We start from the raw sequence: 20,924 nt of genomic DNA on the forward strand, positions 1-20,924 counted from the left end.
CTGCGTAAGCGTGATCGGAAGGGTTGGGGGTTATGGATCAGTCGCGCAGCCAGGGCAGCTCATGGGCCTGATAGCGGTGGGCGCGGAAGATCGCGTTGTTCTCGCCCGGCAGGTAGGCGCGGGAGGCGGCGTCCGGGTAGGCGGCGAAATGCGGGTTGATGTATTCCCAGACCACCTCACCCTCGCGGGTCACTTCGAACAGCCGGCCGAAGTTGGCCTCGGTGATCAGCGTGTTGCCGTTGTGCAGGCGCTGGGCGCCGCCCATGAACGGGGTGAAGAAGGCGTAGCCGGGGGTGTCGGCGTACTGCCATTCGATGCGCTGGGCATGCGGGTCGACCTCGATCACCCGCGAGTGCGGCATCGACACGTGAGGCCGCGAGATGCCGTTGTCGAACACCAGGATGCGGCCGTCTTCCAGTTCGCTCGGGCAATGCTGCTGCGCCACCAGATCGTGGCCGAGGCGCCAGAGCACGCGGTCGCTGGCCTTGTCGACGGCGATCACCGAGGACACGCTGCGCAAACTGAGGATGACCTTGCCGTCGCGGCCCGGCGTCACCGAGTTGGTCATCGGCCAGTGGTAGCGCTCGAAGCAGGCGTGCAGCGGGTAGTCTTCCGGCGCCAGGTGTTCCCAGCTCCGCCATTCCCAGACCAGCGTGCCGCTGCGGTCGACTTCCTTGACCACGTCGCCGTAGATCACTCCGCCTGGCGCCTCGCTGCCGGGAATCCCGCCGAGCACGCGACTGGCGATATCCAGTGGCAGCGGCTCGGCAGTGGTGTAGAGCAGGTTGCCGTTTTCCAGCCATTGGGCGTCGTGGTGGTGGGTCAGGTCGGTGTATTCCCAGACCACTTCGCCGTCCGGTGTCACCTCGCTGAACGCACCGCCATGCCACACCGACCAGCCTGGAAACAGCTCCGGCGAGTCCGGGTGGTTGCCGTTGTAGCCGAGGTTGCCGTTGCCCAGGATCACCGCGTCGCGGCCGGGGCGTTGCGGCAGTTTCCAACGGTGCACTTCTTCGCCGCGCAGGTTGATGAGGAACACGTTGCCGCCGGCGGTCTGCGGGGCGAACAGGGTGTAGCCACCGGCCGAACGTTCGGCATCGACGGCGATCAGGCCGGTGGCGTGGCGACGCAGGGTGGTGCGGTCGAGTGCAGGCATGACTTTTCTCCAGATGAGCGGCGCCCTGCCGGCAACTGCGGCATGGCGCGAAGGTTTCAGATCAGGGGTGTTGTGGCAGCAGGCGGTTGTAGCGGTCGTCGAAGGCTTCGATGACCTTCAATGGACGGGGAATCAGCCGGGCCTCGGCGAAGCGGTCGGCCAGGCGTTGTTGCAGGCCGGCGACCCGGGCGTCCAGCGCGACGTACCGCAAGCGCTGTTGGCCGAGCATTTCCTGCAACAACGGCAGCGGCAGGCGGGTGACCTGGCTCAGCCGCTCGGCCCAGGCGTCGGGGTGGGCGGTGGCCCAGGCCTGGGCTCGGGCCAGGCGCTGGATAAAGTCGCCAAGCAGCTCGGCCTTGTGCGGATCGTTCAGCGCCGCGAGGCTGGCGACGGTGAAGTTCAGCCCGGTCTCGGGCCATTGCGCGCCGTCCACCAACTTGCGCGCGCCGCGCGAAGTGGCCTGGCCGACGAAGGGGTACCAGACCGCCCAGGCATCGAGCTTGCCGCTGGCGAAGGCGTTCTGCGCATCGATGGGGCTGGCGTAGATCACATTGACATCCTTGATGCCCAGGCCGGCCTCGGCCAGCACGGCGAGCAGCAGGTAATGGCCGCTGGTGCCCTTGGCCACGGCGATGCGCTTGCCCTTGAGGTCGGCGGGAGTGGTGATGGCCGAGTCGGCCTGGACCAGCAGCGCATTGTTGTTCTGCGCGCCTTCGGCGGCGGCCACCACGCGCACATCGAAACCACCGGCCTGGGCGAACACCGGCGGCGCGTTGCCGACCACGCCGACATCCACTGCGGCGGCGCTCAGCGCTTCCATCAGCGCGGTGCCGGTGCCGAACGGGTGCCAGTCGAGGGTGTAGCCGAGGCCATGGTCTTCACCGGCGGCGCCCAGCAGCGCCTGGATCAGCCCGCTCTGATCACCGACCTCCAGCTCCGGCGCGGCCTGGACGGGTAGGGCGCCGAGCAGCGAGGCGAGCAGCAGCCAGGGTGTCAGATGGCGACGAAGGCGCTTGGCAGGGAAGGACTTTCTGGGCATCGTCTTGGCTCTTGAATCGGAAAGTGTTGCCAGTATGTCCACGCCCGTCCAACGCCACCATGTCAAACACCCCTCGTTTTCTGCCATGTCGGCGCCGCGAACCGTGCTGGTGCTGGCGTTTCCCGGCGCGCTGCTGCTCAACGCCGCCGGCCCGCTGGAGGTGTTCGCCGCTGCGCCGCGCATTCTGGGCGGCGAGCTGAAGCAGAACCCGCCGTACCGGATCGTGCTGGCTTCGCCATTGGGCGGCGAGATCGAGACGATTTCCGGGATTGCGGTGATGACCCGCTCCCTGGCGGACGTCGAGGCCGAAGCGGAGCTGGACACCCTGATCGTCATCGGTGGTCCGGGCGTGTCGAACCTCGAGAGCGACCCTTACGTCAACGCCTGGCTGCAGCGCCACGCGCCGCGGGCGCGGCGGCTCTGTTCCATCGGCACCGGCGCCTTCGCCCTGGCCGGCGCGGGTTTGCTGGAAGGTCGGCGGGTGGTGACCCACTGGAGCTTTGCCGAAGAACTGCAACAGCGTTATCCGGCGCTGAGCGTGGAGCGCGAGGCGCTGTACCTGCACGACGGCCACCTGTGGACCTGCGGTGGCGCCAGTGCGGGCATCGACCTTGGCCTGGCCCTGCTGGAACAGGACCTTGGCCCGCATGCGGCGCTGACCCTGGCGCGTTATTTCACCTTGTTCCTGCGCCGCTCGGCGGAACAGGCCCAGCTCAGTGCACCGCTCAAGGCGCAGAGCGACGCCCTGCGCAGCGACCGTGACCAGCGTCTGGTGCGCCTGCATGCCTGGATCGCCGGCAACCTCGACAGTGATTTGCGCGTGGAGCGGCTGGCGGAAAAGTTCGGCATGAGCCCCCGGCATTTTGCCCGCGCCTACACCGCCGCCACCGGCGGCACCCCGGCGCAGACGGTTGAGACCTTGCGTCTGGAGGCGGCCTGCCGGTTGCTGGAAACCAGCCAGGAGCCGATCAAGCGGATTGCCGAGACAGTGGGCTTTGGCAATGAAGAACGCATGCGCCGCAGTTTTCAGCGGCAATTGGGGGTGAGCCCGCTGGGGTATCGGTCACGTTCGCGGGTCGAGGGCGGGGGTGAGGAGAGTCCGGTGGCGGGGCAGACCGGATATCGGTATGAGGAGCGAGTGTCGATTGCGTTGGACCATCTGGCGCAGTAGGAGCGAGCTTGCTCGCGAAGGGCTGCGAAGCGGCCCCATAGGCCGTGACCCTTTTGGGGCGCTGTGCGCCCCTTCGCGAGCTCGCTCCTACAGGCACCTAAACCGCCACCGTCTGCGCACTGAACACCGGCGAGTTCTGCCCCCCTGCGTTCTGCACCAGCATCGCTAACGGCTGCAACCCATGGCTGTCGGCCTTGCCGCTGCGCTGGCTGAGGGTCAGGGCTCCGTAGCTGCAGGCGAGGGTGGCGGTGGTGGTTTTGTCGTTGAAGGTCAGGTAGACGTTCAGGCCATCGGTGGACCAGGAAAACCCCTGGCTGGCAATGATCCGGCTCGACAGCGAGTCGCTGCGGTTCAACTCCCAGGTGCCGATATTGCGGACGCGGTTGAAGCTCAGCACGTTGTTGATCTTCGGTCCGCCGCTGCCGCCGCTGACCTGGCTGGTGGAGACGAAGGTCTGCACGTAGCCCGGCACGCTGTAGACCTGCTGCGAGGCGGACGCCTGCAGGTTCTGGTGGCCCGTGACCAGCAAGTTGACGGTGCCGGCGCTGTCGAGGGTGATGCCCAGCGGCGACACCCCGACCGTGTTGTTGACCGCTTGCGATACGGCGTCGGTCACCGTCCATTTGCACTTCACCGGCACATTCGGGTTGGCGCCCTCGAACGCGGCGACCTGGGGATCCACGGTAAAGCCGCTGATCACCGGCGCGTTGGCGATCACGGTGATGGTCTGTTGTTCGCTGGCGACCTTGGCACCTTTGCTGTCGTAGCCATCCAGCGTGTAGGTGACGGTGTCGTCCGGTTGCGGATCCGGTGAGTAGGCGCTGGCGCTGGCGGGCACGGCGACTGAATAAGGCGTGCCGTTTTTCGCCCAGCTCAGGGTCTGGCGGGTGAGGGCGAAGGTTTCCCAGACCAGTTGCACCGGCGTGCCTTGCTTGATGACGCTCGGCGACAGGCTGATCAGCCGCAAGATGCCCGGCTGCGGTTTGACCTTGACCAGCGCCAGGGTCTTGTAGCCGTCCTGGTAGCCGGGGATGTTGCTCCATTGCAGATATGCCAGGGTGGTGCCGACGTCCAGTTGGGTAATGATGTTGCCCAGGATGAATTCGAAGCTGGCGGCGTCGCCGGTGCCGAGGATCTGCTTGTTCTTCAACTGGTCCGGGGTCAGGGTCCAGCTCGGCGTGCCCTGGGTGTTGGCGCTGATCGACCAGAGGTTGCCGTAGTCCTGGATCGTCCCGCGGGTGAAGGCGATGGCCTTTTCCGCCGAGGTCAGGGCGCCGGCGCCGCCTTTGCTGGCGTAGGCGAAAGACAGGGTGAAGCTTGGGGTCTTGCTGCCCCAGCTCACGTCTGCGGGGACGATCGGCGTGTTCGGCGACGGGTTGCTCAGGCGGAATACCAGGGAGCTGGCCATCGGCGCGTTGATATTTTCGGTGATGTAGACGCTGTTGCCGCCCGTCACCGCGAAGTCGATGTTCAACGGCAGCAGCTTGCCCGGGTCGTTCTGCGCCAACACTGGCAACTGCACCGCGTCGCCGTCGGCGAGGTAGGCGTCGATGCCCAGTTGGCGCGCGCCGGGCAGCCCGCTGACGCTGAGCCCCGCGAGGCTCACCGCAATGCTTGCGCCGGCCTTGAAGGTCATGCCGGCTTCAAGCGCCAGGCACCACACCGGCCCTTGCGCGGTGTTCTGGAATTGCACTTTCCAGCCGGCGCAGGTCACCTGCACCGAGGCCGGGTCGGCGACCAGGTTGGCGAGAAACAGATAGAGCAGGGCGGTGTTGCCGTTGGCGTCGTCTTCGGGGACCGGCAGGCTGCCGGCCAGCGCCATGTCGGCGCCGCTGGTGTTGCTCACGGTGAGCGTCAGCGTCTGGGTCTGACCGAGGTAGACGACCGGTTTGCCATCCGAGTTGGCGATGCTGAAAGCGAGTCCTGACATGGGTTGTTGCTCCCTTAACCGTTAGTGCGCACCAGCCGCAGCCAGCCTTCTTCGATGCGTTGAGGCGACACCAGGGTGGCGGTCGGAACCGCCGCGCCGGGCACGTCGCTGGTCCAGCCGGTACCGGCGCTCTGGCGCGTGACCCACTGCCATGAGTAGCCGTTTTCTTCCGGCGTTGGTACCGGCATCACCACCCCGGCGCCGACCATCGGCGTGGTCAGGAAGGTCACGGCGATGCGGTCCAGCGCCGGTTGCCATTGCGCCCGCGGAATCGAAATGGTTTTCACCGGGAGGATGCCGGAGGTGGCGTTGACCGAGCCGTGCGGGTCGATCAGCAAGGTCAGCGTCAGGCCATTGCCAGGACTGGAGGCGGCCACCGGCGTGACCGCGGTCTTGTCGATGTCCACCGGCACCACGCCGTTGCCGCCGAGCGCGGCGGGCGAATAGAAGGTGGTCCACTGACTCTCGCTGCCGTCTTCGATGAAGTAACCGACCATGCCGTCGTCATACAGGCCGAAGTCGCCCAGGCGCACCGGGAAGTTGATGTTGCCGATACCGGCGCTCGGCCGTGGCTGACCCGGTTTCAGGGCGACACTGGCGGCGAAGGCATCCCAACTGCCGTCGGCGGCCGGCTGGCCTTGCAGCTCCAGGCGTAGCGAGGCGCGGACCACCGCCAGCGGACGGCCGATCAGCACGCTCAGGCTCGGGTCGGCAGTGGGCGCCGACGGGCCGCTGGCACCACTGGCGTTATCGAGCGTGGCGAGCAGCGCGTTGAGGAACGACACGCCTTTCGGCTGGTCGTAGAGTGCCCGGACGAAGTTGGCCAGGTACGGGTTGATCGAGGCCATCACCTGAGTGAACGGCAAGGTCCAGTTGTCGCTGCCCGGCGCACCTTGCCAGCGCGGGCCGAGGGTGTTGAGCGAGCCGATCGGTGCACCGTTGGCGTCATAGATCGCCAGCGCGTCGTCGAGATGGTTGAACAGCACCCACCCGGAGATCGGCGCGTGGCCCTGGTCGCCGCATTCGGCCTGGCCGTCGAGGGCGCTCAGCCAGCGGAATTGCAGGCGTGCCGGCTGGGTAAGACGGGGCGGCAGAACGATCTTGCCGTTGTCGGCAACGCCGCCGTTGGCCAAGCGCTGCTTGAGTCGCTCGGCGATGATCGGCGTCGGCGCAGGCAGGTCCACCGCCTGGCCGTAGGCATCCACCAGCCGCAGTTTGCTGATCCGCAGTTCACCGGTGCGTAGCGGGTTGAAGCCGTTGTTGGGTGCTGGCGAGGCGACGTTGGCCTCGGCGACTTGCGGTGCCACTTGCTTGTTGGTGAAGTTGCGCACGATCAGCGAGGTGCTGAGGGCGTCCATCACCGGCAGTTGCAGGCTCTGGCTGCACATCAGCAAGCCCTGGTTGAAGCCGTTGAGGCTTTGCGCCATGGCTTGCAGGTCGAGTTGCCCGAGGATGCTTTCCAGCACCGGCGCGTTGGGGTCGTCCGGGTAGTTGGCGAGCCAGGTCTTGAGCTGCGATTGCAGGTTGATCTCGGTGCGTCCTGCCAGGGTCACGGTACCGGAGTAACTCTGTAGCGCCGATGACGGTTGCAGGCCGGGATTGGCGTTGAAGTCCAGTCCGTCCGGGTCGAGGGTGAAGGACCCGGTGACCGCATCGGCGCTGTAGTCGCCGCCGCCGTCCGAGAGGCCGACATGCTGGTACGGCGAGAACTGCACTTCCCAGTTGAGGAAGGTCGGCAGCCACGGTTGCTGCCAGGTCTTCAGGCCCACCGGAGACGGCGCCGTGCCTTGCAGGATGACGTTCGCGTCGTCGGCGTTGCTGGCGCTGCGCAAGGCGTGCTGGGCGTCGCTGATCTGCCCTTCCAGTGCACGAGCGGTCAGCGCGTTGGCCGGTTGCTGGCCGCTTGCGCTGACCAGTTGCCGCGCCAGGGCCGGCGCATGCAGCGGGTCGAGGGTCAGGGTCTCGGCCAGCAGCGCGTCCAGTTCAGGCGGGTAGCTGGCGCCGCTCGGCGCTGCTGCCAGGCTGACCTGCGGGGTCACCGTGGCGCCACGCAGTTTCACGCTGTTGACCAACTGGCTGCCGACCCGGCACGCCAGCAGGCCTTCGGGGTGGAAACGGCCGTCGCCACCGTGACGGGCCGAGGCCTGGGTGGTCGGGCGACCGGCGAGCAGGATCACCGGGTCCGCCGGCTGCCAGTAGCGTGGAGCCGACGACGGCTTGACCTCCCACCCCGTGCCGAGGCTGGTGCGCAGGGCGGCCAGCGCCGTGTTGATCTGTGTTTGCGTGGTGTCGATGCTGCCGGGGCTGGTCGGCGCGCCGCTGAGGGTCTTGATCGCGGCCAGGTCGTAGTTGCCGATAAAGGCGCGGGCCTGGTCGGCGCTGAGGTTGGTTGGATTGGCCAGGTTGAACTGCAACAGCATGAACTTCGCCCAGTCGACGAACAGTTGCTGGCGCAGCGCGTCGAGGTCGCCGTTCTGTCCGTCGAGGCTGCGTTGCAGGCGGTTGATCTGTTCCAGTTGCGCTGCGGCGGCGTCCGGCAACTGGCCGTTGTTACCCGCCGGGTTGGCGCCGGGTACGGTGATCTGGCGGGCCACCCATACGGTGCCGCCCGGCAGCGCCGAGAAGCCCGACTGATGCACGGCGTCATCGGCGGCGGCAGCACCGCCGACCTTGCCCAGTTCGGCGAGCATGCCTTGCTGGAACACGTTGAGCAGGGTTTCCAGGTCGGCCACACCGGGGTTGCGCGCCTGCAGCAGGGCCGCCACGGCCTCGGCGGTGTTGTCGGCGATGACCACGTCGATGCCGCTGGCGCTCGGCGGGATCAGCCAGGCGCGCTCCGGGTCCCAGCTCAGGCCGCCGAGCTGGCCGCTGCACACGGTGCGGTCCGGTACATCAGCGGTGTTGCTCACGCTCCAGTTCAGGCGCTGGGCGATAAAGGCCTGACGGTCTTCGACGCTGGTCGCTTCCTTCGGGTACACCAGCGTGCCCAGCGGATCGTCGCTGCTGTCGGCGTACCAACCGACCACCGAGTACGACAGCGGGGTTTCCGCGGTGAAGCCCTGGGCCTGGGCATCGTCCAGCGGGTCCCAGAACGAGAACACGTTGGGGCAGTGCGGATACGCCGCCGCATAGGACGGCGTGCCGTAGCCGACCGTGGTGTTGCTGCTGGCGTAGGTCGCGGCCTTGCGCCCGGCCCAGTCGGCCTGGCGATAGACCCGCCCCTGGTACATGAACGGCTTGCCCGGGCTGCTCGGGTCCGGGGTGATCGGCACTGCTCGCGAGGCGATGTTTTGCGGCAGGCTGGCGTCGCGCTGGGTTTGCAACTGATCGCTCTCGATCACCCAGGCATTCTGCTGGGTGCTGCCGTCGGCACCCGCGATACGGGTCACCATCCACAGGTTGGGCGCCTGAAGAAACTCGACCTTGCCCGAGCCGTCGGTGCCGCCACGGTTGATGCTGTCGGGCAAGGCCCAGTGCAGGTGAATGCCGGGCTGCATGGCCTCGGTGCCATTGACCGAGTCGAACGGCCGGGGCAGCAGGGGCTCGGCCAGGTAAGGGCCGGCGTCGCCGGACCAGGGCATCAGCGAGAAGTCGCTGGCCACCGCGGCGAAGGTGTTTACCGTCGCTGCATCGGGCACGCCGATGACCAGCGCGGTCACGTCGATGGGAACGATCAGGCCGCTGCCGCTCATGCCGATGCCTCCTGGGTGGTATTTTTGAAGCGGACCGTCTGGACGCCCTCGACCAGTTCGAGGGCGAACTCCGCAGGCGTGAAGGGGCGTTGTTGCTGGGTGCCAGGCACCAGGTTGGCGTTGTTGGCGACCAGTGCGGTTTCCAGTGCCTTGGCCAGGTCGGCGACTTTCAGTACGCGCTTGCCACCACCGGCGCTGCGGTAGGTCACCGCCACGCTGGCCTTGTCCACCTGATCGCCGGGCCGGGTGTTGGCCGGCGCGCCGGACGGCACGGTGACGTAGCGCAGCGACTTGCTGGTCTGGCCGATATCGACGCCGAAGTGCATCGCCTCGGACGGTTCGCCGATGTCCACATAGCTGATCTGGCCGGTGGTCATGTACAGCAGCACCGTCGGCGAGAGCACGTCCTGGCGCAGCACGCCGGTCAGGCGCTTGCCGTTGGCGTCATAGGCGCGGACTTCGATGCCGGGCCAGCCGGCGACCACGTTCGAGCGCAGGACAAAGCCGCTCACCGTGCCGGCAGGTGCGACAGCTGCGTACAGCCGCGCCACCAGCCGCGCGTCGAGGGCGGCGTCGCGGGTGCTGGAGCGGCCGAGGCTGGTGGCGCCTTCGAACAGCGCGTTGATCCAGTTGGGATCGAGCACGAAGAAGCGGATCGATTCGGCCGGCAGCATGGCTTCATCCGGCACCAGATAGCCGAACGGCACGCCCTTGAGCACCGCGAGTTTGCTCAGCCACTCGGTAATCGCGCCGGGCACCGGGGCGCTGTCGGGCGGGGCGGCCAGCAGGTTGGCGCGGCGGGTCACCGATTGCACCGAGAACAGCTGGCTGTTGCGTTGGGCGAGCAGGGTCATTGGTCTTGCTCCGCAGAAGGGCTGGAAGAACGGGCGCACTGCGCGCTGAGGGATTCGGCGATCAGGCCGATGGCCAGACCGCGCAGTCCGCTGCGGCCGACAGGCGCTGCTGCCGCGCCGCTGCGCAGTGCCGAATCGGGCTGCACCGAGGCGTGCAGGCGCAGGGTCAGGGCCAGGGTTTCGCTGTGCTGGGCCTCGGCCCGGGCTTCATTGCGTTTCCACCCATAGAGCGTGCTGGCGTAGAGGTCGTTTTGCAGACCGAGGCCGCGGCCGATCTGCCAGGCGGCGGCGTAGGTGACGTCCATCAGGCCGGTGGCCGGATCAAAGCTCACCGCCTGGTCGGCGACCACCAGCGGTGTGGCCGCCGGCGGCGGCACGATCACCGGCACTGAGGCGAACGGCAGCAGCGGGCCGCGCAGCCACGACACGGTGTCGTCGCCAAGACGGGTGTGGTGGTTCAGCGCCGTGTAGCCCATGGCGAAGGCGTTGGCCACGGTCTGTTGCACGGGGCTGCCGGTGCTGGCCGGGGCCGGACGCCGCAGCGGCGCGCAGTCCACCGCTTCGAGGTAGCCGCTGAAGGTTTCCTGCGGGTCCAGCGAGGTGAACTTCCAGTTGGCCAGCGACACCAGGCGCAGGGTCTGCGCGGTGCCGCCGCTGGCCAGGGTCAGCGGCGCAGCGGTTTCGCCATCGCCGGTCGGCAGGAAGCGCGCCAGGCCTTCCAGCGACACCAGATGGACCACGCACTGGCGGTTTGGCGCCGGCAGGCGGTTGCCCACCACCACCGAGAACGAACCTTCCTGCTCGGCCTCATCTTCGGCCTGCTTGCTGGTCAGCGATACGCTGCGGGCATGGGCCAGCCAGTCCAGTTCGTCGAGGGTCGGCGCAATGGCGGCGAACAGATCCGCCGGCACATCGATGACCTGGCACAGGTCCCACCAGTTTTCCCCGGTGGACAGGGTGAAGGCCGGCGCCTTGCCGTCGGCGCCGCTGAGCAGCGCGTAGCCGTCGGGGTAGCTGGCGGTGGTGGCCGGCAGAGTGCTGGTGGCCGGCGTGCCCTTGCTCGCGGCGTCTTCGGCGCTGCGGTAAAACGGCTGGCGTTGCAGGTCGCCGGCCTGCACCGATTGCAGGGTCGGCGCTTCGTCGGTTTCGAACAGCAGCAGGGCCAGCCACGAGGCGTTGTCGGCTTCAAGTTCCGGCGAACGCTCCCAGGGCAGGGTGCGCCGGGCGAAGATCACATGGGGCAGCACATTCTGGTACTCGCCCTGGTTGTCCGCAGGCGGAAACCGCGACACCAGCTCATCGGGGTTGAGGCTGAAACGCTCGCCGCGCACGGCGAAGCGCCGGCTGTTGACGAAGGCTTCATCGAACGCCGCCTTGGCACTGGCCTTGGGGTCGGTGTTTTGCAGGTGCTGGGTGACGGTGATGCTGTAGTCGCCGGCCATCAGGGGCGGTAGCCAATGCGCGACGAACTGGACGGTGCCGTCGCTCAGGGGCGTGGTCGTGGCGCTGGTCATGGGCGGGCTGCTCCGGAACTGGACGAGGAAGGTTGGGCGCCGAGCACCGACAGCACCGGTGCGTGGAGCAAGGTGTTGGCGGCGTTGGCGGCCAGCGCGCTGACATCGACGCTGGTCGCGGTGGTCAGGCCATCGACGGCCAGTTGCGCGAGAATCGCCGAGCGCGCGGCGCTGACGGTCGGGTCGACCAGGGCCTTGGTGAACACCGGCAGGGTGTCGGTTTGCGGGTAGCCGGTGGCGGCGGGCACGCTGGGCACGGGCCAGACCACGCTGCGCTGGTCTTCGATTTCTTCGCGCAGCACACCGAGGTCGATGGGCAGCGGCGTCACGTCGGGGTTGTCGGTCTTGGCGGCGATGCGCAGGCCGGTCATGGCGTTGGGCACGCTGCGCGCCGCGGTGTCGTTGAGGTTGGCCAGGCTCGGGTCCAGCGCGGCGGTGGTCGACCAGGTCGCCGAGGGCAGGTTTTCCAGCACCGCGCTGACGTCCACGCGGATGTCTTCGGCGCTCATTTCGCCGCCGAGCTTGCTGATCACCACGGTGTGGCTGGAGGCGAAGTTGGCATTGTTCACGCCGACCGGGCCAACGCCGAAATCGGTGTTGCTCGCGGCGATGCTCTGCGCCGCGCCGGAGCCGGTGTAGCTGGCCTGCTTGCTCGGCACTGCGGACCAGGTGGTCAGCTCGAAGCGCTCGGGGTCGAGCACCCAGTCCATGCCGCCGACGCCCTTGAGGTCTTGCAACATGCCGTTGGCCACGCGCACCAGGCACACCGCATCGGTCTGCTTGACCGGCGTGCTGTCGTTCAGGCTCTGCGGCAGGTCGGCCAGCAGCAGGCGGTGCGGCGCGCTTTTCGGCGGGGCAGTGCCGCCACCGGGCAGGAACGAACTCTTGAAGTCGCTCCAGTCGATCGGCTTGACCTGGCTGTTGGCGCTGTCGCCGAAACTGATGGTGATGCTGATGACAAACAGGTCGGCGGTGGCGGTGCCGGCGAAATCCGGGCCCCACAGGTGAACCTGCACGCCGACGTTGACGCTGACGGTGAACGAGGTGATGCCCAGGTTGACCTTGTACGACGCGCCAAGGCTGATACCGATGTTGGCGTCATAGTGAAACGGTTTCCAGCCCAGCAGGAAGTCCACCCAGGCCTTGAACCAGGCGCGCAGGTCGCCGCTCTGCCAGACCGCTTCGAGGCTGCCGCCGGCCATCACCGCCGACGGCACCAGGGCGAAGTACAGGCCACCCTTGACGGTCAGTTCCGAGGTCACGTTCCAGTTGAAGCCCAGGCGCGGTACGTCGGGGTACCAGCTCGGTTTGCTGTACGCCGGGTGGTAGCCGCCCAGCGACACCACGAAGTCGCCGGCCTTGTAGCCGTTCGGGTCGTCCGGGTTGTCCTTGGTCCAGGCCGCTACGACAAAGCCGCCGGTCAGGTGGCAATCCTTGGACAGGATGTACGAGTTGGCGGTCAGTTGCGCGCCGAGGAACAGCGTGCCGCGATTGAAGTTGTAGTCGGCCTTGAGCACCAGTTCGGCATAGCCGATGGGCGAGGGAGTGGCCGGTGGCACCGACACCGTCGCCATCCCCAGCAGGGCGATTTCGAATTCGTTGCCGAGCTTGCCGGTGGCCAGCAGGAAACCCTTGATCATCTGGAACGAGGCGACCCGCACGCCCAGCGCCAGGAAGTACTCGCCGTAGGACGGCGGCACGTAGTTGTGCATGACTTTCAGGGCTTGCGACGGGTCTTTGCCGGCGAACGGCGAGTCGCCGTTGACCGCGGCGATCAGCGGCATCTGGTTGAGTGTGTCGAGGCCCGGAATGATCAGGTCGCGGTTGAAGCCGAAGCCTGCGGCCAGTGCGTCCACCTGCAGGAACGGCGGGCCGCCGATCGGCGCGGAAAGCACCGCGTAGGCGAACAGCGACGGCGAGCCGTCGAGCGAGGCATAGGACGCCAGCGCCGACAACTGGAATTGCGGGAGCTTGAGCAGCAACTGGCCGTCGTACTCGATCAGTTCCTGGCCTTGGTCGTCTTGGGTCACCACCTTGAGCAGGCCACCGGCGATGGTCACTGAGGCATTGCTGTAGCCGATGAATACGCCGTCGAGGCTGGCGCCGTCGGGGATCGGCGGCAGCACCGGGCGGAAGGCGATCGATGCGCCCATCAGCTCGATATTGATCCCGCCCATGGCGAAGCCGCCGTCGAGCATCAGCCACACGCGCTGGTCGCGGTAGGCCACGCCGACCCGGCTGAGGGAGATCGGGCCGAAGCTCTTCTGCACGTTGACCCACTTGCCCTGGGCCTTGGAGGTGCCGGCCGGGGTCGGCGCGTTGGCAGCGGTGTCGGTGTCCGCGTCCGCCAGCAGCGCCTGCTTGGGTTTGTCCGGTTGGGCGAATGCCAGTTGCAGCGGCTTGGCCGCCTTGCCGCCGAGCATCAGGTTGGCCGACAGCACCACCCGGCCCGTGGCGCTGAGGGCGGGCACCACCGGCAGGCCCTCGGGGATCACCGCATTGACCGCGGTGATCTCGTCGGCGCTGAACACGCCGGAGGCGATCACCAGGCTCATGCCGTTCAGGCCGATATTCTCGATGGCCGCCAGGTGACTGCCGACCACCGGCAACTGCGAAATATCGGCTTCGACCTGAATGTCGACCACGGCTGCGTACAGACGCCCGGTGGTGGCCGCAGGCACGCAGACCAGGCTCACCGCCACGCTGTCGGTGCTGGCGGTGAGCACCAGTTGCGACTTGTTGAAGTCGTAGGTGAAAGAAGCCTGTTTGAGAACCGGCAGCAGCTCCGCCGGCACCCCGGACAGGTCGATGGCGAAGGTCTGCGCCACATCGATCAGGGCCAGGCTCTTGCCTGCCGTGGGCACCAGTTCGGCGCGCAGCAGCTTGACCTTGCTGTCCTGGGTGAAGGTGACCTTGAAGGTCGCGGCGCCGATCACCACTTCGCCGGTGAAGTTGCCTTGCCAGGCGGCTTGCGGTTTCGACAACTGCAGATCGATGCTGAAATCCAGTTGCGCACCGGCAATGGTGAATTTGCCGGCACAGGCAAAGGTGAAGGTCGAGGTAGCGGTGTCGAGGCTGGCCGCGAGGTTCTTCAGGTCGAAATCGTTCAGCGCGGCCGGGCAGGTCACGTTGAATTTTGCCGCGACATCACTGATCACTTCGCCGATGTGAATGACCTGACCGTAAGCGGTACTGCCCGCGATCTGCCAACCCTTGTCGTAGCCGGCCTGCACGGCGATATCGATCCCGCCCAGGGTCAGCTCGGCGCTCATCTTGCCGGTATTGGCCCCGCCGCTCCTGGCAATTTCCAGGTTGACGCTGTTCAAGGCCAGCGGCCCGGCGCTGAACACGTCCTGCATGGCCAGCGAGAAGCTGTAGCTGCCCTCGGTGGGCACGGTGTTGAAAGCCAGTGCGGTGATGGTGGTGTCGGGGAAGCCGCTGGCATCGCCGAGGTACTCGATGACCACATCGCGGACCTTCACCGGGGTTTTCGGCGACAGGCCGCCACCGAGTTGCAGCGGTGGCAGGCCGACCGACAGCAGCAGGTCGGCGGGGGCCTTGTTGAAGGTGAACGGCAGGGTGGCGTTGACGCTGGCTGACAGCAGTTTTCGTTGTTGCCAGTCGAAGGCGATCTGCACGCTGTCCAGCACCAGGTTGGCCAGCGGCAGTTTCGCCACCGCGTCGTTCACCGCAGTGGCCGCGGCATCGCCGGCGATCAGGCCGGCGAGGGCGGCCAGCGCCGGTTGCTGGTCGCCTTTGGCACTGACGTCGATGGTGACGAGGCTGCTGCCGTTGAGGCTGACGCTGACCGTCCACGGCTGGCCGCCGATCAGCAGGGCGCCACCGACACTGGCGCTCAGGCGGGTGACGGCCTGATCCATTTCGGTCTTGGTCGCGCTGGCGACGGTCACCCAGACGCCGGTCAGGCTCGGCCCGCCCTGCACCAGCGACCAGTCGCCGCTGACCCCGGTGGTGACTGCGCACGCGGTGTCGTTGTCGCCGCCGTAGTTGGCCTGCACCTCGATCTGGCTGAACGGCATGTCGCTGAACAGCGGCAGATCGACCGGCAGCCAGCCGCCGAAGCGATTGGCGAAGGCGAAGTTGCCCACTGTCAGCAGCGGCAGGTGGCTGTCCGGCGGGTTCAGTTGCAGGACCAGGGCGGCGTCATCGCTGAGGCTGCCGCTGAAAGCAATCACGGTCTTGCCAAGGGTCGCGCTGGCGGCGCTGCTCAGGCTGGCGCTGATCGCCTGGCCTTGGGCGCTCTGGGCGAAGGTCAGGGTCAACTGGCTGAGGCTGGCGTTGGCGCCCAGGCCATTGAGCGTCCATTCACCGCTGGGCGTGCCGCTGACGGTGAAGCTCGCTGGCCAGCTTGCGCCGGGGTCGCTGACGCTGGCGCTGGCGAGGGTCACATTGCAGGCACCGAACAGGTTGTCCAGCGCGCTGATGCCGGTGGTCCCGGCCGCCAGCGCGAGGCTGCCGGAGGCGTCGATCTTCTGTTTGAGCTGGACCTGCAACTGGCTCAGGTCCTGCGTAACGGCATTCATGGCAGTCATTGCGTGTTGCCTCCAGAAAGAGCGGTCCGCCTCAGGACAGGTTGTCCTGTACGACCTGATGTGCGGTTGCCTTGTAGTAGCTGACGGTGAACAGCGGGTCGTCGCCGGTCAGGGCTTCGCGCAGGGCGGCGACGGCCTGCGAAGAATCGACCCCGGCCTCTTGGAGGGCGAAGTGCAAAGCCTGCTCCGTCGATTGAAGGCCGCCGTTACCGCTTACCGCCCCGGCGATGGCGCCGGTGACCGCACCGGCCGCGGTCTTGCCGCAGGCGCGGGTGATCGCGACCGCGACCAGTGCCGGGCTCGGGTTGGTGCCCGCGCGGGCGGCCAGTTTGTAGCAGTCGGCGAGGTTGCTGAGGGTGTCGCTCACGGCTACGCAGACGTTGTCCGCGCTGTTGATCGCCGTCTCGGCCAATGACATGGCCTGTTGCACGCTGCTGGCACTGTGCACCTGTTGCGCAGCCGTGGTGGCTTGACCCGCGAGGACCGCTACCCGGCCCGCGCCGTTGGCAAGGATGTCGCGGGCCTGTTTGGCCTGGTCGAGGCCCGATTGCACGGCACCGGTGTAGGCGGGAAACGGCACCAGGTTGTTGATCACCTGGTAGGCCGCGGCAAGGCCGTCGATGCAGCCTGGCAGGGCCGTGAGCCCGGCGAGGGTGCCGGGAAGGGCAGCACTGGCGGTGGCGGAAAACTGCTCTGCGGTGTCGACGCACTGGTAGATGTCGGTCAGCGTGCCGGCGCGGCCGAGGATTCTTTTCTGCAGTTCGACACCGTCCAGCCAGTCGTTCAGGTCGGGGGGCATTGCTGTCATCTGCTGCAGGTATTCGCTCTTGACGCCGCCTGCCCTCTTGCTGCGCAGCACCCACAAGGCCGACGCGGTGTTGCTGGCCTCCGGGGTGTTGACCAGTGTCTGCACTACATCCACCAACGTGCCCTTGACCGCAGCTTCGGCAGCCGTCTGCGCCTGCACCAGGGTCAGGCTGATGCCCGTGGCCTTGGCGGCGATGTCGGCGACCGCGAGGACCGCGCGATAGGCGCGGCCGGGAAAGTTGCGGTTGCCAAAGGCCTGGGCCTCGCTGACATCCACGCGGACGTGGCCAGGATGGTTCCCGGTGGAAGGATCACCCGCCACGATACCGAGGGAGACGAACACGTTATCGGTGTTGTCGGCGCTGTCGAAACCGGTGAAGTAGGTTCGCCTAGGCCGGCCGGGCGAAGCGGGTGGCACCGGCAGGGTGTAGCCGACGCCGCGCGGGTAGCCATTGAGCACGTTGACCGTTTCTTGCGCCGGGTGACCGTGCTGGTTACCCGTGCTGTTGGACACCATGACCGCCAGCGGACGCATGCGCTGCACGAATTGCGCCGAGGTGGCGGTATTGGCGCCATGGTGACTGGCCTTGACCACCAGCACGCGTCCGGCGGCGTTGTCATTGGGGTTGGCGAGGGCGGCGATCACGCTTTCCTGCGGATCTTCGATATCACCGCCGATGTAATAAGTGAACTCGCCGAAACGCAGGAGGAAGGCCAGGCTACAGGCGTTTTCCGCCTCGCTGACCCCTTGTGCGGCCAGGACCGGTGTGCCGTTGGGGCGCTGAACCCATTGATTGCAAGCGACGCAGGTCAGGGTCGGCGCGTTGGCGCCGGTGGCCTGGAGGATTTCCGCCTGGGGGCCGCTGATCAGCCACTTCGCCGGCTGGTTGATGGCCTGGGCCACTTGAACTGGCGTGTCACCTGCGGGAATCGCTGCAGAGCCTTTCTTATTGACCATGGACAAGAGAATGCCGGGCGCTTGATCGGCGGCCCTGACAGCACGGGTGACGCGATTGCGCCCAGTCCTGCTGTTGATCGCATTGAGGTAGCTCAGATACAGGTTGCTCGGTCCGAGGGCCGGCCAGCCACGGTCATAGACCCGCGCGGTATCGTAGGTGGTGACGTTTTTCTTGAGCAGTGTCACCAGCCCGCCAAGGTGGTCGGCGTCATAGTGAGTGGCGACGAGCGCATTGACGCTGGCCAGCCCGGCCGTTGTGGTGATGTAGGTGTGGACATGGTCGGCAACGCCCGCGAGGCCGCCGTCGATCAGCACCGAACGCAGTTGCTCGCCCACGGGATTGTTCGGGTTGCGGGCGACGATCAAGGTGGCGTCGCCGGCCTTGCGCACATCGATATGGTGGATCTCCAGGGACCAGGCCATGTCAGACACTCACCCTGCTGTACACCGCGCCGCTGAGGGTATCGATCAGCGCATCGATGCTCGACAGTTGGTTCAGTTGCTCCACCGGCACCTTGACCTGCAGCTCGCGCATGGCGTCGGAGACGATGGTGATGATGTCCAGACTGCTGGCGCCCAGGTGATCGAAGCGCAACTGGGTGTCGATCGGCCCGAGGTCGAGAAAGGCCAGCGCGGCTTCGGTGTGTTTGAGCACTACCTCGCGAACCTTGGCGTGGATGTCGTGCATTGCATGGCTCCTTGTCATGGCACCCAATCCAGGCCACCGGTGAGGTGCATGGCCTGACCGTTAACGAATCCGGCCCCGTCCGAGGCCAGGTAGAGCACCGCCTGCGCCACGTCGTGCGGCGTGCCGAGGCGACCGCTCGGGCATTGCCCGAGCCAGTGTTCGAAGGTTTTCGGCGGCGCGCTTTCGCGGCTCAGGTCGGTGTCCACCAGGCCCAGCACCAGCGCATTGGCGGTGATGCCGCGGCGGCCGTATTCGCGGGCGAGGGTGGCGGCCATGGCGATCAGACCGGCCTTGGACACGTTGTAGGCGATCTGCCCGGTCATGCCGTGCGCGGCCACCGAGGACAGCAGCACGATGCGCCCCCGGCGCTGGGCGATGAAGCCCGGCAGCAGGGCACGACACAGGCGGAAATTGCCGTCGAGGTTGACGTCCATCACCGCCCGCCAGTCGGCGTCGGGCAGGCTGACGGCGAGGTTTGGACGGTTGATCGCGGCGTTGCCCACCAGCACGTCGATGCCGCCGAGGGCGCTGTCGGCCTGGTCGCACACGGCATCGATGGCGGCGGCGTCGGCGAGGTCCAGGCGCAGCGCGACGCAGCGTTGCTCCGGCGCGGTCTGCGCGGCGTGGCGCTGCACGGCGGCCGCGGCGTCGGCGTCGTGGTTCCAGGTGAAGGCGACGTTGTGCCCGGCGGCCAGCACCTGCTCGACAATGCAGCGGCCGATGCCGCGGGTGCCGCCGGTGATGAAGAAGTTCATGGCTGCGACTCCCAGCGGCCCAGCACCGCCACACAGTTGTTGCCGCCGAAACCGAATGAATTCTTCAGCAGGTAGCGCACCGGGTGCGCCACCGCGCCAGCGGCGCAGACGTCGAAGTCGAGTTCCGGGTCCGGGTCATCGAGGTTGATGGTCGGGTGCAGTTGCCCGGCGCGCATCTGCGCGATGGCCGCCACCAGTTCCACCAGCGGCGCCGACCAGCAGGTATGGCCGAGCATGGATTTCGGAGCGTTGACTTTCATCTGCGCCAGATGACGGCCGAAGGCGCGGCGGATCGAACGCGCCTCGGTGATATCGCCCAACGGCGTCGAGGTGGCGTGGGCGCAGATGAAGTCGATGTCTTCCGGGCGCAGGCGCGCTTCGCGCAGGGCGGCCTGGATCGCCCGTACCTGACCGTCTTCCTGTGGGCTCGGCTGGCGGCTGGCATCGGAGCGCGCCGCCACCGCCAGCACTTCGGCCAGCGGCTCGGCACCGCGGGCCACGGCCAGATCAGCCCGCTCCAGCACCAGACAGGCACCGCCATGGCTGGGCACGAAGCCTTCGCGGCGGCGGTCGAACGGCCGGCTGGCTTGTTCCGGGCAGTCGTTGAAGGCGCGATGGCTGACCGCTTGCATCAGTGCCAGCGCGTGCAGTTCCAGCGGCGAGTAATCCAGCACCGGCGCCAGCACCACCACCCGCTCGACGCCGCCATGACGAATCTCGTTGAACGCCGCGCGCAGCGCCAGCGCGCCACTGGCGCAGGCACCGCCGACGGTGTAGCCGGGGCCGCGGATGCCAATGACTTCGGAGGCCACGGCGGCATGATCGGTGTCCAGCCCGGCGAGGCCGAATTGCACGTCGATGTGGTCGGGGTCGTGTGCGAACTGGCGGAAATTATTGAAGTAGTAGTTCTGGCCGATGTTGTGCCCGCCGACCACGATGGCGGTTTCACCGTCATCGCCTGGCGGGTGTTCGAACAGGCCGGCGTCTTGCCAGGCGCGGCCGGCCATCAGCACCGACAGCGCGGTCGACCACGGCAGCCGGTTGCTGGCCCGGCGCAGGCGCAGGCGGGCGGCGTCCGGCAGGCTGTCGGCGAGCGCCGCGAGGCGTGGGCGGGGTTCGAAACCTTCCATGCTGCCGCCGACCTTGGTGGCGATCTCGCGATCGAAACCGTGCCAGCGGGTGATGCCGGAGCGGCCGGCGAGGAGGTTGTCCAGCAGGGTGCCCGGGTCTTCGCCCAAGGCGGTGAGGACCGACATGCCGGTCACCACGATACGCGGCAGTTCAGACACGGCAGCCCTCCATCACCACGACGCTGCGCACCGCGCCCTCGACGCTGATGCGTCCGCCGAAGACTGCCAGCATGCCGTTGTCGTCCAGCAGGCGGACTTCGATATCCATGATTTCGCCGGGGCGTACCTGGCCGAGAAACTGTGCGCCGAACACGCGGGTGGCGAGCACTTGCAGCGGTGTCGCCGGGCAACCGCTGGCCATGTGCAGCAGGCACTGGCCGGCCTGGGCGATGGCCTCGCCCTGCAGCGCGCCGGGGTAGATCGGGTTGCCGGGAAAATGGCCGGCGAGCACCGGGTCTTCAGGGTCGACCCGACGCTGCGCGAGCAAGGCCTGCTGGCGTGGGTCCCATGCCTGGACCCGGTCCAGCAGCAGAAAGGGCGAGCGGTGCGGGAGCATCTGCTCCAGCGGCGGAAAAACCACGACGGCGGATGACGCCGCCGTCGGTTGCAGCAATCCACCGCGCCGCAGCCGGGCCAGCGCGGCGGTGACATCCAGGGCAGCGCTGGTATCCGCCATA

The 20,924-nt window shown here is 67.4% G+C and carries 13 protein-coding genes; 1 reads left to right on the forward strand and 12 read right to left on the reverse strand.

Annotation, left to right across the window (positions count from 1 at the left end; translation table 11 throughout):
* Positions 1-37: 37 nt before the first annotated feature.
* On the reverse strand, positions 38-1,156 hold the full coding sequence (locus NTD88_RS08870; protein WP_262155076.1) for an aryl-sulfate sulfotransferase: 1,119 nt from the start codon (positions 1,154-1,156) through the stop codon (positions 38-40).
* A gap of 61 nt (positions 1,157-1,217) precedes the next feature.
* Positions 1,218-2,195, reverse strand: a complete 978-nt coding sequence (locus NTD88_RS08875; protein ID WP_262155077.1) for an ABC transporter substrate-binding protein — start codon at positions 2,193-2,195, stop codon at positions 1,218-1,220.
* 85 nt (positions 2,196-2,280) lie between these two features.
* On the opposite strand from NTD88_RS08875, the gene NTD88_RS08880 reads away from it, so the two are divergent.
* Positions 2,281-3,366, forward strand: coding sequence for a GlxA family transcriptional regulator (locus NTD88_RS08880; RefSeq protein ID WP_262155078.1), 1,086 nt, complete (start codon positions 2,281-2,283; stop codon positions 3,364-3,366).
* 97 nt (positions 3,367-3,463) lie between these two features.
* Here the strand turns inward: NTD88_RS08880 and NTD88_RS08885 are convergent, their stop codons facing one another.
* Genes NTD88_RS08885 through NTD88_RS08930 form a run of 10 tightly spaced genes read right to left on the reverse strand, consistent with a single transcriptional unit; the run spans position 3,464 to position 20,923 of the window.
* Positions 3,464-5,296, reverse strand: coding sequence for a hypothetical protein (locus NTD88_RS08885; RefSeq protein WP_262155079.1), 1,833 nt, complete (start codon positions 5,294-5,296; stop codon positions 3,464-3,466).
* 14 nt (positions 5,297-5,310) lie between these two features.
* Entirely contained in the window at positions 5,311-8,988 is a 3,678-nt protein-coding gene (locus NTD88_RS08890) for a hypothetical protein (RefSeq protein WP_262155080.1), read from the reverse strand.
* Complete coding sequence (locus NTD88_RS08895; protein ID WP_262155081.1) at positions 8,985-9,842, reverse strand: hypothetical protein; 858 nt, start codon at positions 9,840-9,842, stop codon at positions 8,985-8,987. The genes NTD88_RS08890 and NTD88_RS08895 overlap by 4 nt, the downstream gene beginning before the upstream one ends.
* Positions 9,839-11,356 carry a hypothetical protein gene (locus NTD88_RS08900; protein ID WP_262155082.1) on the reverse strand — a complete coding sequence of 506 codons (1,518 nt, stop codon included), beginning with the start codon at positions 11,354-11,356 and terminating at the stop codon, positions 9,839-9,841. Before NTD88_RS08900 ends, NTD88_RS08895 begins: the two co-directional genes overlap by 4 nt.
* On the reverse strand, positions 11,353-15,909 hold the full coding sequence (locus NTD88_RS08905; protein ID WP_262155083.1) for a DUF6603 domain-containing protein: 4,557 nt from the start codon (positions 15,907-15,909) through the stop codon (positions 11,353-11,355). The genes NTD88_RS08900 and NTD88_RS08905 overlap by 4 nt, the downstream gene beginning before the upstream one ends.
* Positions 15,910-15,940: 31 nt before the next feature.
* Positions 15,941-18,097, reverse strand: coding sequence for a ComEC/Rec2 family competence protein (locus tag NTD88_RS08910; protein ID WP_262155084.1), 2,157 nt, complete (start codon positions 18,095-18,097; stop codon positions 15,941-15,943).
* Between the two features lies 1 nt (position 18,098).
* Positions 18,099-18,362, reverse strand: coding sequence for an acyl carrier protein (locus NTD88_RS08915; RefSeq protein ID WP_262155085.1), 264 nt, complete (start codon positions 18,360-18,362; stop codon positions 18,099-18,101).
* Positions 18,363-18,376: 14 nt separating this feature from the next.
* Positions 18,377-19,117, reverse strand: coding sequence for an SDR family NAD(P)-dependent oxidoreductase (locus tag NTD88_RS08920; RefSeq protein ID WP_262155086.1), 741 nt, complete (start codon positions 19,115-19,117; stop codon positions 18,377-18,379).
* The gene (locus NTD88_RS08925; protein WP_262155087.1) at positions 19,114-20,406 is read right to left on the reverse strand and encodes a beta-ketoacyl-[acyl-carrier-protein] synthase family protein; all 1,293 of its coding nucleotides are present in this window, start codon (positions 20,404-20,406) and stop codon (positions 19,114-19,116) included. The genes NTD88_RS08920 and NTD88_RS08925 overlap by 4 nt, the downstream gene beginning before the upstream one ends.
* Positions 20,399-20,923 carry a 3-hydroxyacyl-ACP dehydratase FabZ family protein gene (locus NTD88_RS08930; protein WP_095158781.1) on the reverse strand — a complete coding sequence of 175 codons (525 nt, stop codon included), beginning with the start codon at positions 20,921-20,923 and terminating at the stop codon, positions 20,399-20,401. The genes NTD88_RS08925 and NTD88_RS08930 overlap by 8 nt, the downstream gene beginning before the upstream one ends.
* Position 20,924: the final 1 nt, after the last annotated feature.

The organism is Pseudomonas sp. 20P_3.2_Bac5 (genome assembly GCF_025466035.1).
Classification (GTDB): domain Bacteria; phylum Pseudomonadota; class Gammaproteobacteria; order Pseudomonadales; family Pseudomonadaceae; genus Aquipseudomonas.